This window comes from Frondihabitans sp. GW821-FHT04F02, from assembly GCF_059420045.1.
On sequence record NZ_JBWKSZ010000001.1, the window covers coordinates 696326 to 709077 of the forward strand.

Here is a 12752-nt window from a genome sequence, read left to right on the forward strand (position 1 = left end):
GACCCCCATGAGAACCCGCTCCACCAAGCTCCCCTCGATCCTGATCGGCTTCGCGCTGTCGGGGGTCGTGCTCCTCGCCTACACGCAGACCTGGGTCAGCGTGAACGTCACGAGCCCCAGCGGCGGCAAGGTCGACGTCGCCGCCGCCGGCAGCGCCGCGGCCCCCGCACTGTCCGCCCTGTCGCTGGCCGGCCTCGCCCTGTTCGGAGCGATCACGATCGCCGGCCCGGTGTTCCGCGTCGTGCTCGGCGCCCTCGAGGTGCTGCTCGGCGGCTGCGTCGTCCTCTCGGCGATCCTCGCGACCGTCGATCCCGTGGCCTCCGCCACCACCGCCATCACCAAGGTGACGGGCATCGCGGGCCGCGACTCGGTCGCGACCATCGTCAACTCGCACTCGATGACCGCGTGGCCCTGGGTGGCCCTCGTCGCCGGGCTGGCCATGGCGGCGCTCGGCGTCGCCGTGATCACGACGTCGCGCCGCTGGCCGGCGTCGGCCCGTCGCTACCAGGCCGTCCGCCTGGTCGCCGCCGACCAGACCGCCGACCCCGTCGTGGCCTGGGACACCCTCACCACCGGCTCGGATCCGACGGCGGCATCCGGCGACAGGCCCGACGACGCCCGCTAGAGATCGCCGCACCCGATAGACTCGGGGCGAACCCCCAGCAATTCAAGGAGCACCGTGAGCACAGGTACATCGAACAGTGTGGCCCCGGCTGAGTCGAGCACCGACGACAGCCACGACGCCGGCGAGGGCCACGGCAACTCGCCCGCCGCCTGGACGGCCGTCGTCATCATGCTCGTCGCGTTCGCCGTGGGCACCATCGCGTTCTGCTTCGACGTGCCCATCGTCGTCTGGATCGCCGCGGGCTTCGAGATCGTCGGCCTGCTCGTCGGCCTCGTCATGAAGCGGATGGGATACGGCGTCGGCGGTCACCGCTACGTGCCGAAGGCCCACCACTAAGTGCTCGACGACCTCTACGCGGGGGCCCTCGCCGACGCCGCAGCGCGTCGCGACCTGCTCCCTCTCGCCGACGTCGAGCGCGCAGCACTGGCGCAGACTCCGGCCATCGACGCCCGAGCGGCTCTCCAGCCGGCCGATCGCGTCAAGATCATCGCCGAGGTGAAGCGCGCGAGCCCCTCGCGCGGCGCCCTCTCCGACATCGCCGATCCCGCGTCGCTGGCCCACTCGTACGAGACCGGCGGTGCCAGCGCCATCAGCGTGCTGACCGAGGGTCGCAAGTTCAAGGGCACGCTCGCCGACCTCGAGGCCGTTCGCGACGCCGTGTCGGTGCCGGTCCTGCGCAAGGACTTCATCGCCGAGCCCTACCAGGTCTTCGAGGCGCGTGCCGCCGGCGCCGACCTCGCGCTGCTCATCGTCGCCGGCCTGCCCCAGCAGAAGCTCATCGAGCTGCACGAGCTCGTGCTCGAGCTCGGGATGACCGCGCTCGTCGAGACCCACTCCGCCGAGGAGGTCGTCCGCGGGCTCGACGCCGGCGCGACCGTCCTGGGAGTCAACGCCCGCGACCTCACCACCTTCGAGCTCGACCAGGATCTCTTCGGCAGCCTCGCCGACAGCATCCCGTCGGGTGTCGTCCGCGTCGCCGAGTCGGCCGTCAAGTCACCGGCCGATGTAGCGCACTACCGCCGTTCCGGCGCCGACGTCGTCCTCGTGGGCGAAGCCCTCGTGGTCCACGGCGACCCCGTCGACGCGCTCACCACCTTCCTGGAGATCTGATGCCCAACCTGCGCGACGTCGTCGGCCCCTACTTCGGCGACTTCGGCGGCCGATTCGTTCCCGAGTCGCTGATCGCCGCGCTCGACGAGCTCGACGAGGCCTACAAGGCCGCGGCCGTCGACCCCGCGTTCCAGGCCGAGCTGCTCGAGCTCCACAAGACCTACACGGGCCGCCCCTCGATCATCACCGAGGTGCCCCGCTTCGCGGAGCACGCCGGCGGCGCCCGCATCATCCTGAAGCGCGAAGACCTCAACCACACCGGCTCGCACAAGATCAACAACGTTCTCGGCCAGGCGCTCCTGGCTCGACGACTCGGCAAGACGCGTCTCATCGCCGAGACCGGGGCCGGCCAGCACGGAGTCGCGACCGCGACCGCCGCGGCGCTGTTCGGCATGGAGTGCGTGGTCTACATGGGCCAGGTCGACACCGAGCGCCAGGCGCTCAACGTCGCCCGCATGCGCCTGCTCGGTGCCGAGGTGGTGTCTGTCGCGACCGGCTCGCGCACGCTGAAAGACGCCATCAACGACGCCCTGCGCGACTGGGTCTCCAGTGTGGAGACCACGCACTACGTGCTCGGCACCGTCGCGGGCCCGCACCCGTTCCCGACGATGGTGCGCGATTTCCACAAGATCATCGGCGAAGAGGCCAAGGTCCAGGTCCGGGAGCTCACCGGCGGGCTGCCCGACATCGTCGCGGCCTGCATCGGCGGCGGCTCCAACGCCATCGGCATCTTCGACGCGTTCCTCGACGACCCCTCCGTCGAGCTCCGCGGCTTCGAGGCCGGCGGCGACGGCATCGAGTCCGGCCGCCACGCCGCGTCGATCACCCTGGGTCGCACGGGCGTGCTCCAGGGTGCGAAGTCGTACCTCATGCAAGACGAAGACGGCCAGACCGTCGAGAGCCACTCCATCTCGGCCGGTCTCGACTACCCCGCGGTCGGTCCCGAGCACGCGTGGCTCTCGAAGATCGGCCGCGCGCAGTACGAGCCCGTCACCGACGCCGACGCGATGGAGGCCTTCCGGCTCCTCACTCGCACGGAGGGCATCATCCCGGCCATCGAGTCGTCTCACGCCCTTGCGGGCGCTATCCGCCTCGGCCGTGACCGCGGGCCGGGCACCACGATCCTCGTCTCGCTCTCCGGCCGCGGCGACAAGGACGTCGCGACGGCGTCTCGCTACTTCAACATCCTCGACGAGGGGGCCGAGCAACTGTGATCAGCGCCTCCAGCAAGCTCGGCTCCGCCATCCACTCCCGCACCGACGCCGGATCGGGAGCCGTCATCGGCTACCTGCCCGCCGGGTTCCCCGACCTCCAGACATCCATCGACGCGGCGGTCACCCTCGTGAACAACGGCGTCGACGTCATCGAGCTCGGCCTGCCGTACTCCGACCCGGTCATGGACGGCCCGGTCATCCAGGCGGCCACCCAGCGCGCCCTGGCCGAAGGCTTCCGCGTCCGCGACGTGTTCCCCGCCGTCCGCGAGATCACCTCGCAGGTCGCGGCGCCCGTCGTCGTCATGACCTACTGGAACCCGGTCTCGCAGTACGGCGCCCGGCGCTTCGCCGACGACCTCGCATCTGCCGGGGGAGCCGGTCTCATCACGCCCGATCTCGTTCCCGACGAGGGCGCCGAGTGGATCGCCGCCGCGAACGCCGCCGATCTCGACCGCGTCTTCCTCGCCGCGCCGTCGTCCAGCGACGCCCGCGTCGCCCAGGCCGTCGAGGCGAGCCGCGGCTTCGTCTACACCGTCTCGACCATGGGCATCACCGGCACCCGCGAGGGCGTCGACTCGGCCGCGGCCGCTCTGGTCGCTCGCCTGCGCGCGGCCGGCGTCGACAACGCCTGCGTGGGTCTCGGCATCTCGACCGCCCAGCAGGTCCGCGAGGTACTCGAGTACGCCGACGGCGCCATCATCGGCTCCGCGTTCGTCCGGGCCCTGGCCGAGGGCGGGCTCGAGCGGCTCGCGCGCGTGTCGGCCGATCTGGCTTCGGGCAGTAGAGTCTCCTAGCGTGTCCCGCGTGCCACGGCGCGCCTGCACTCCACGATCCACACGACGAAAGGCACCTGAACGTTGTTGCCCCTGAGCATCCCGAGTCCCTCTGCCGATTGGCAGTACTTCGATCTCACGGGATGGATCAACAAGACGTTCAACGCGTCGCTGTCGTTCGACATCCGCATCCACGCCTACGCGATCTGCATCCTCCTGGGGATCGTGGCCGCCGTGCTGTTCACGAACGCCCGCCTCAACCGCCGCGGCGCCGAGCGCTGGGTCATCATCGACCTCGCCATCTGGTGCGTGCCCTTCGGAATCGTCGGCGGCCGCGTCTTCCACGTCGTCACGCACCCCGACGACTACTTCAACGGGCAGGCCCTCTGGCACGTCTTCGCGATCTGGGAGGGCGGACTCGCCATCTTCGGCGCCCTTATCTTCGGCGCTCTCGGCGCCTGGCTCGGCTGCCGCCAGACCGGTCTCCGCTTCTCCGTATTCGCCGACGCCCTCGTGCCCGGCCTCATGCTGGCCCAGGCCTTCGGCCGCCTCGGCAACTACTTCAACCACGAGCTCTTCGGCACTCCGACGACTCTGCCGTGGGGACTCGAGATCGAGTCCACCAACGCCGCCTACCCGGTCGGGCTGCCCGCCGGCACTCTGTTTCACCCGACCTTCGCCTACGAGATCCTCTGGAACCTCTTCGGCCTCGCGGTCATCCTGCTGATCAACAAGAACGTCAAGCTCGAGTGGGGCAAGACGCTCGCCCTGTACTTCATCTGGTACGGCTCCGGCCGCATGTGGTTCGAGTCGATCCGCACCGACTACAGCCAGGTGTTCCTCGGATTCCGCGTCAATGTCTGGGCCGCGGCCGCCGCAGTCGTGCTCGGAATGATCATCTTCATCGTGCAGAGCCGCCGCCACACCGGCCTCGTGCCGAGCGCCTATGTTCCGGGCCGTGGTCCGAACGAGGAGGGCTTCCACCCCGTCATCACCGGTGAGGTCGACCACCCTGAGGTAGACTCGGCGGCAGGCACCGACGACGATGACGACGCGGAGCCCACGGATCGCACCCCATCCGACGCCTCCGCAGAGGTGAAGGCCTAACCGGCCGGCAACGATCCAGCACCACCAGCACTGCATTCTCAGCACCACAGCACCCCACGAATCACCCCGGGTCCGCACCGAAGACCAGGGGGTCGGCCGGCACTGCCGCATCCGACGAAGCGACTCCTACGGCCACGACCCCGAGCCTCGAGACGCCTGCCAGAGTCACTCGGTTTCCTGCCGAGTGGAAGCGAATCGGGCCAGCGACGCCCCGCCCTGCGTTAGTTTTCCTCTACTGGTCATTCAGCGACCAGTTCCCATCGTGAGGACGGATCGACATGGCTCTCACGCCAGCGCACCAGACATTCAGCAGCATCCCGGCGGCCCAGGGTCTCTACGACCCGAGCCTGGAGAAGGACGCCTGTGGCCTCGCCATGGTCGCGACCCTCCGAGGCACGCCAGGACACGACATCATCGACGCCGCCCTCGGCGCCCTGCGCAACCTCGAGCACCGCGGGGCCGTGGGGTCCGACGCGGGCACAGGCGACGGCGCGGGCATCCTCATGGAGGTGCCCGACGCCTTCTTCCGCGATGTCGTCGAGTTCACGCTGCCCGAGGCCGGCCACTACGCGGTCGGCATCGGCTTCCTGCCGACCGACTTCGACGAGCGGGTGACACTCCAGAAGGCGATCGCCAAGATCGCCGCCGAAGAGAGGCTGCGCGTCGTCGGCTGGCGCGACGTCCCCGTCCGCGCCGACGAGCTCGGCACGCTCGCACGCAACGCCATGCCCGCCTTCGAGCAGCTCTTCATCGCGGCCAACCACGGCGAGGACCACGTCTCGGGAATCGAGCTCGACCGCCTGGCGTTCCGTCTGCGCAAGCGCGCCGAGCGCGAGCTGGGCGCCTACTTCACGTCGCTCTCGAGCCGAACCATGGTCTACAAGGGCATGGTCACGACGCTCCAGCTCGAGCCGTTCTACCCCGACCTCTCGGACGAGCGCGTCGCCTCGAAGCTCGCCATCGTGCACTCGCGCTACTCGACGAACACGTTCCCGTCGTGGCCGCTCGCGCAGCCGTTCCGCATGATCGCCCACAACGGCGAGATCAACACCGTGCGCGGCAACCGCAACTGGATGCGCGCGCGCCAGTCTCAGCTCGAGTCCGAGCTCATCGGCGACATGAAGCCGCTGCTCCCGATCGTGAGCCCGGGCAACAGCGACTCGGCCTCGTTCGACGAGGTCGTCGAGCTCCTGAGCCTGACGGGCCGCTCGCTCCCGCACGCCATCATGATGATGGTGCCGGAGGCGTGGGAGAACCAGGTCGGCATCGACCCGGTGCTCCGCGACTTCTACGAGTACCACTCCATGCTCATGGAGGCGTGGGACGGCCCCGCCGCCGTCACCTTCACCGACGGCTCGCTCGTCGGCGCCACCCTCGACCGCAACGGCCTCCGCCCCGGCCGCTACCTGGTGACCGACGACGGCCTCGTCGTGCTCGCCAGTGAGATCGGCGTTCTCCCCGACATCGACCAGTCGAAGATCGTCCGCAAGGGCCGCCTGCGCCCGGGCAAGATGTTCCTCGTCGACACCGAGGCCGGCCGCCTGATCGAGGACGACGAGATCAAGCAGCAGCTCGCCTCCTCCGAGGAGTACGGCGAGTGGCTCGAGATGGGCCGCCTGCACCTCAAAGACCTGCCCGAGCGCGAGCACATCGTGCACACGCCGGCCTCCGTCACGCGCCGCCAGCGCACCTTCGGCTACACCGAGGAGGAGGTGCGGATCCTGCTCACCCCCATGGCGAAGACCGGAGCCGAGCCCCTCGGCGCCATGGGCAGCGACACGCCCATCGCCGTGCTCTCGGACCGCCCGCGTCTGCTGTTCGACTACTTCACCCAGCAGTTCGCCCAGGTGACGAACCCCCCGCTCGACTCCATCCGCGAGTCGGTCGTGACGAGCCTCAAGGTCGGCCTCGGCCCCGAGCGCAATCTGCTCGCGGCGACTCCCGAGCACGCCAAGCAGGTCATCCTCGACTTCCCGGTCATCGACAACGACGAGCTCGCGAAGATCCAGCACATCGACCCGCGCCCCGGCTCGCGCCTGACGACGACCCTCAAGGGCCTCTACCGTGTCGACAAGGGCCCCCGCGCCATGGAGAAGCGGATCGCGGCGCTGTGCACCGAGGTCGACGAGGCGATCGAGGAGGGCTCGCAGTTCATCGTCCTCTCCGACCGCGACTCGACTGCCGACCTGGCGCCGATCCCGTCGCTCCTCATGCTCGCCGCGGTGCACCACCACCTCATCCGCACCGAGAACCGCATGAAGGTCGGCCTGATCGTCGAGGCCGGCGACGTGCGCGAGGTCCACCACGTGGCGACCCTCATCGGCTACGGGGCTTCGGCGATCAACCCGTACCTGGCCATGGAGACCTGCGAGAACCTGGTCCGCAGCGGCATGATCACGGGCATGTCGCCCGAGCAGGCCGTCAAGAACGTCATCAAGGCTCTCGGCAAGGGCGTGCTCAAGATCATGTCCAAGATGGGCATCTCGACCGTCTCGTCGTACGCGGCCGCCCAGGCCTTCGAGGCCGTCGGCCTGAGCCACGAGTTCATCGACACCTACTTCACCGGCACCTCGACCCGCCTCGGCGGCGTCGGCGTCGACGTGATCGCGACCGAGAACGCCGAGCGCCACCTCAGCGCCTACCCGGCCGACGGTGCGACCGCCGCGCACGAGCGCCTCCAGACCGGCGGCGAGTACCAGTGGCGCCGCGAGGGCCCGCCCCACCTCTTCAACCCGGAGACGGTGTTCCGCCTCCAGCACGCGACCCGCACGCGCCGGTACGACATCTTCCGCGAGTACACGAAGATGGTCGACGACCAGGCCGAGAGCCTGATGACGCTGCGCGGCCTCTTCACGCTGCGCGAGGGAGTCCGCCCCGCGGTGCCACTCGACGAGGTCGAGCCGGTCTCGTCGATCGTCAAGCGGTTCTCGACGGGCGCGATGAGCTACGGCTCGATCTCGAAAGAGGCCCACGAGACTCTCGCCATTGCGATGAACCGCCTCGGCGGCAAATCGAACACCGGCGAGGGCGGCGAAGACGTCGACCGTCTCCTCGACCCCGAGCGCCGCAGCGCGGTTAAGCAGGTCGCCTCGGGCCGCTTCGGCGTCACGAGCATGTACCTGACGCACGCCACCGACATCCAGCTCAAGATGGCGCAGGGCGCGAAGCCCGGCGAGGGCGGCCAGCTGCCCCCGTCGAAGGTGTACCCCTGGGTCGCCCGCACCCGCCACGCGACGCCCGGCGTCGGCCTCATCTCGCCGCCCCCGCACCACGACATCTACTCGATCGAAGACCTCAAGCAGCTCATCTTCGACGTGAAGCGCGCCAACCCCTCCGCTCGGGTGCACGTGAAGCTCGTGAGCCAGTCCGGCATCGGCGCGGTCGCGGCGGGTGTGACGAAGGCTCTCGCCGACGTCGTGCTCGTCTCCGGCCACGACGGCGGAACGGGCGCCAGCCCGCTGAACTCGCTGAAGCACGCCGGCACCCCGTGGGAGATCGGCCTCGCCGAGACGCAGCAGACGCTCATGCTGAACGGCATGCGCGACCGCGTGGTGGTCCAGGTCGACGGTCAGATGAAGACGGGTCGCGACGTCGTCGTCGCCGCTCTGCTCGGCGGCGAGGAGTTCGGCTTCGCGACGGCGCCGCTCGTCGTCTCCGGCTGCATCCTCATGCGCGTCTGCCACCTCGACACCTGCCCCGTGGGCGTCGCGACGCAGAACCCCGAGCTGCGCGCCCGCTTCTCGGGCAAGGCCGAGCACGTCGTCAACTTCTTCGAGTTCCTGGCTCAGGAGGTCCGCGAGTACCTCGCCGCCCTCGGCTTCCGCTCGCTCGACGAGGCGATCGGCCACAGCGAGATGCTGGGCGTCGACCGCGCCGTCGAGCACTGGAAGGCGTCCGGCCTCGACCTCGAGCCCGTCCTCGTCGGCCCCGACTTCGCCGACGACGAGCCGCGCCGCAACTTCGTGCCGCAGGACCACGAGCTCGAGAAGCACTTCGACAACCAGCTCATCGCGGAGGCGTCCGACGTCATCGACAACGGCGGCCGCATCGAGATCTCGCTGCCCATCCGCAACACGGAGCGCGCCGTCGGAACCATGCTCGGCCACGAGGTGACCGTCCGCAACGGCGAGCACGGGCTGCCAGCCGGCAGCATCGACGTGACCCTGACCGGTTCGGCAGGGCAGTCGCTGGGTGCGTTCCTGCCCGCCGGAATCACGCTGCGCCTCATCGGCGACAGCAACGACTACGTCGGCAAGGGGCTGTCGGGCGGCACGGTCATCGTCCGGCCGCCGGCGGAGGCCTCTTTCGCCGCCGAAGACAACGTCATCGCCGGCAACGTCATCGGCTACGGCGCGACGCAGGGCTCCCTGTTCATCCGCGGAATCGTGGGCGAGCGGTTCCTGGTCAGGAACTCCGGAGCCTCGGCCGTGGTCGAAGGCGTGGGCGACCACGCCCTCGAGTACATGACCGGCGGCCTCGCGGTGATCCTCGGCGAGACCGGGCGCAACCTCGGCGCCGGCATGTCGGGCGGGACGGCGTACGTGCGCGGTCTCAAGACCGAGAACGTGAACGACGACGCGCTGTCGACCGGCGAGCTGCTGCTGCAGCCGCTCGGCTCCGCCGACATCGAGATCCTCGCCGACCTCCTGCGCCAGCACCTTGAAGAGACCGGCTCGACCGTCGCCGAAGCGCTCCTTGCCGACATCGAGGCCAGCGCCGAGGAGTTCGTCAAAGTCCTGCCCCGGGACTACGCCGCGGTCATGGAGACGCGCCGGACCGCCGCGGAAGAGGGCCTGGACCTCGACGGCGACGAGGTCTGGAACCGGATCATGAGCGTCACGGGTGGCTGAGTTCCTGCGCCCCCTGCCCCTAGTCGTGTCTACCCACAGCAAGGAGGTGTCCCATGGCTGACCCCAAGGGATTCCTGAAAGTCCAGAAGCGAGAGCTTCCCCAGCGCCGCCCCGTGTCGGTTCGGCTCATGGACTACAAAGAGGTCTACGAGCAGCAGGAGTCGGGCGAGCTCCGCCGCCAGGCCGGCCGCTGCATGGACTGCGGCGTGCCGTTCTGCCACCAGGGCTGCCCGCTCGGCAACCTGATCCCGGAGTGGAACGACCTGATGTGGCGCGGCGAGGGCCGCCAGGCGATCGAGCGCCTGCACGCGACCAACAACTTCCCGGAGTTCACGGGCCGCCTCTGCCCGGCGCCCTGCGAGGCCTCCTGCGTTCTCGGCATCAACCAGCCTCCCGTCACCATCAAGCAGGTCGAGGTGTCGATCATCGACCAGGCCTTCTCGAACGGCTGGGTCACCCCGCACCCGCCCGAGCGCCTCACGGGCAAGACGGTCGCCGTGGTGGGCTCCGGCCCCGCCGGACTCGCCGCCGCCCAGCAGCTCACGCGCGCCGGCCACACGGTCGCCGTCTACGAGCGCGACGACCGCATCGGCGGCCTGCTCCGCTACGGCATCCCCGACTTCAAGATGGAGAAGAAGCAGATCGAGCAGCGCCTCGCTCAGATGCAGGCCGAGGGCACCCGCTTCCGCGCCGGCGTCGAGATCGGCCGCGACATCACCTGGGACGACCTCCGAGCGCGCTACGACGCCGTCGTGGTCGCCACGGGCGCGACCGTTCCGCGCGACCTCCCGATCCCGGGCCGCGACCAGTCGGGCGTGCACTTCGCCATGGAGTACCTCGTCCAGCAGAACAAGGCCGGCGCCGGAGACAGCGTCGGCGACCAGATCTCAGCCGAGGGCAAGCACGTCGTCGTCCTCGGCGGCGGCGACACCGGCGCCGACTGCATCGGCACCGCGCACCGCCAGGGCGCGCTGAGCGTCACGAACCTGGCCATCGGCACGCAGCCGCCCGCGGAGCGCCCCGACAGCCAGCCGTGGCCCACGCAGCCGACGCTGTTCGAGGTCTCCAGCGCCCACGAGGAAGGCGGGGAGCGCATGTTCCTCGCCTCCACCGTCGAGTTCCTGTCGAACGAGGTCGGAGAGGTCCGCGCCATCCGCGTCGCCGAGACCGAGTTCATCGACGGCCGCCGCGTGCCGAAGTCGGGCACGGAGCGCGAGATCCCCGCCGACCTCGTCCTGCTCGCCCTGGGCTTCACCGGCCCCGAGAGCGACGCGCTGGAGAGCCAGCTCGGCCTCCCGATCGACGGTCGCGGCAACGTCCAGCGCGACGGATCGTACGAGACCAGCCAGCCGGGCGTGTTCGTGACCGGCGACGCCGGCCGCGGCCAGTCGCTCATCGTCTGGGCCATCGCCGAGGGCCGTGCCACCGCCGCCGCGGTCGACAAGTACCTCGAGGGTGCGACCTCGCTGCCCTCGCCCGTCAAGCCGACCGACCGGGCTCTGTCCCTGTAGGTCACCGCTCTGACACCCGCTGGTTAGATTCCACCCCCTCGCCGGGAATAGGGTGGATAGCGAAATCACCCCCCAACGAAGGAAAAGATGAGACGAGCAAAGATCGTCGCGACCCTCGGGCCCGCGACGTCGAGCTATGAAGACATCCGAGCGATCATCGATGCGGGCGTCGACGTCGCGCGGATGAACCTCAGCCACGGAACGTACGACGTCCACCAGGGGGTGTACGAGAACGTTCGCAAGGCAGCGGCCGACTCCGGACGCGCCGTCGCGGTCCTCGTCGACCTCCAGGGCCCGAAGATCCGTCTCGGCAAGTTCTCCGACGGCCCGCACGAGCTCGCGGTCGGCGACATCTTCAAGATCACGACCGAAGAGATCCTCGGCACGAAGGAGATCTGCGGCACGACGTTCAAGGGCCTTCCGCAAGACGTCTCCGCTGGCGACCCCCTCCTGATCGACGACGGCCGCGTCAAGCTGCGCGTGCTCGACACCGACGGCACCGTCGTCACTACCGAGGTCGTCGTGGCCGGCACCGTCTCGAACAACAAGGGCATCAACCTGCCCGGCGTCGCGGTCAACGTGCCCGCCCTCTCCGAGAAAGACGAGGCCGACCTTCGCTGGGGCCTCCAGCTCGGCGCCGACTTCATCGCCCTCTCCTTCGTCCGCAACGCCGACGACATCGACCGCGTGAACGTGATCATGGGGGAGGAGGGCCGCAAGGTCCCCGTCTACGCCAAGATCGAGAAGCCGCAGGCCGTCGACAACCTCGAGGCCATCATCGACGCGTTCGACGGCATCATGGTCGCGCGTGGCGACCTGGGCGTCGAACTGCCCCTCGAGGCCGTGCCGATCGTCCAGAAGCACGCGATCGAGCTCTCACGCCGCATGGCCAAGCCGGTCATCGTCGCGACGCAGATGCTCGAGTCGATGATCTCGTCGCCGATCCCGACCCGTGCCGAGACGTCCGACGTCGCGAACGCGGTGCTCGACGGCGCCGACGCGGTCATGCTCTCGGGCGAGACCAGCGTCGGGGAGTTCCCCGTCATCACGGTGCAGACCATGGCCCGCATCGTCTCCTCGACCGAAGAGCACGGCCTCGAGCGCATCCCCGAGCTGGGCACCAAGCCCCGCACGCTGGGCGGAGCCATCACGCTCGCCGCGGCCGAGGTCGCCGAATTCGTCCAGGCCTCGTACGTCTGCGTCTTCACCGAGGGCGGCGACACGGTGCGCCGCATGGCCCGCCTGCGCCACTCGATCCCGATCGTGGCCTTCACGACCGACGAGGCGATCCGCCGCCGCATCGCGATGAGCTGGGGCGCCCAGGCGTACGTGGTCGAGCCGGTCACGCACACCGACGCCATGTTCAGCCAGGTCGACGACGTCCTCCTCGGCAACGGCCTCGCCCAGGCCGGTGACAAGGTCATCGTGATCTCCGGCTCCCCTCCCGGAATCTCGGGATCGACGAACGACCTCCGCGTGCATCGCGTCGGAGACGCTCACAACGAGGCCGCGCCGGCGTACGCCCGCAGCTAGCGGTCATCCGCTCAGCCGAAGGCCCGTGC

At 69.6% G+C, this 12752-nt stretch carries 9 protein-coding genes; all 9 read left to right on the plus strand.

What is annotated here, in order from left to right; genetic code table 11:
* Positions 1–7: 7 nt before the first annotated feature.
* The 9 genes from AC07TY_RS03285 (at position 8) to pyk (ending at position 12723) form a co-directional block, all read left to right on the plus strand.
* On the plus strand, positions 8–625 hold the full coding sequence (locus AC07TY_RS03285; protein WP_123504578.1) for a Trp biosynthesis-associated membrane protein: 618 nt from the start codon (positions 8–10) through the stop codon (positions 623–625).
* Between the two features lie 78 nt (positions 626–703).
* The gene (locus AC07TY_RS03290) at positions 704–961 is read left to right on the plus strand and encodes a DUF6704 family protein (protein ID WP_123504577.1); all 258 of its coding nucleotides are present in this window, start codon (positions 704–706) and stop codon (positions 959–961) included.
* A complete protein-coding gene (trpC, locus tag AC07TY_RS03295; protein WP_123504576.1) occupies positions 962–1735 on the plus strand; it encodes an indole-3-glycerol phosphate synthase TrpC in 774 nt (257 codons plus the stop codon).
* Positions 1735–2949 carry a tryptophan synthase subunit beta gene (gene trpB / locus AC07TY_RS03300; RefSeq protein WP_123504575.1) on the plus strand — a complete coding sequence of 405 codons (1215 nt, stop codon included), beginning with the start codon at positions 1735–1737 and terminating at the stop codon, positions 2947–2949. The genes trpC and trpB overlap by 1 nt, the downstream gene beginning before the upstream one ends.
* Positions 2946–3743 (plus strand): tryptophan synthase subunit alpha, encoded by a 798-nt coding sequence (gene trpA / locus AC07TY_RS03305; protein WP_494784323.1) that lies wholly within the window; start codon positions 2946–2948, stop codon positions 3741–3743. The genes trpB and trpA overlap by 4 nt, the downstream gene beginning before the upstream one ends.
* A gap of 72 nt (positions 3744–3815) precedes the next feature.
* Complete coding sequence (gene lgt, locus AC07TY_RS03310; protein ID WP_494784550.1) at positions 3816–4829, plus strand: prolipoprotein diacylglyceryl transferase; 1014 nt, start codon at positions 3816–3818, stop codon at positions 4827–4829.
* A 278-nt stretch (positions 4830–5107) separates the two neighbouring features.
* Positions 5108–9679, plus strand: coding sequence for a glutamate synthase large subunit (gltB, locus tag AC07TY_RS03315; protein WP_494784324.1), 4572 nt, complete (start codon positions 5108–5110; stop codon positions 9677–9679).
* A gap of 53 nt (positions 9680–9732) precedes the next feature.
* On the plus strand, positions 9733–11190 hold the full coding sequence (locus AC07TY_RS03320; protein ID WP_123504571.1) for a glutamate synthase subunit beta: 1458 nt from the start codon (positions 9733–9735) through the stop codon (positions 11188–11190).
* A gap of 87 nt (positions 11191–11277) precedes the next feature.
* Positions 11278–12723 (plus strand): pyruvate kinase, encoded by a 1446-nt coding sequence (gene pyk, locus AC07TY_RS03325; RefSeq protein ID WP_123504570.1) that lies wholly within the window; start codon positions 11278–11280, stop codon positions 12721–12723.
* The last annotated feature ends 29 nt before the right edge of the window (positions 12724–12752 follow it).

Bases quoted from the DNA above. Each gene is read 5' to 3' on its own strand.
- pyk (WP_123504570.1), top strand. From the start codon at position 11,278: ATGAGACGAGCAAAGATCGTCGCGACCCTCGGGCCCGCGACGTCGAGC.
- AC07TY_RS03285 (WP_123504578.1), top strand. From the start codon at position 8: ATGAGAACCCGCTCCACCAAGCTCCCCTCGATCCTGATCGGCTTCGCG.
- gltB (WP_494784324.1), top strand. From the start codon at position 5,108: ATGGCTCTCACGCCAGCGCACCAGACATTCAGCAGCATCCCGGCGGCC.
- trpB (WP_123504575.1), top strand. From the start codon at position 1,735: ATGCCCAACCTGCGCGACGTCGTCGGCCCCTACTTCGGCGACTTCGGC.
- AC07TY_RS03320 (WP_123504571.1), top strand. From the start codon at position 9,733: ATGGCTGACCCCAAGGGATTCCTGAAAGTCCAGAAGCGAGAGCTTCCC.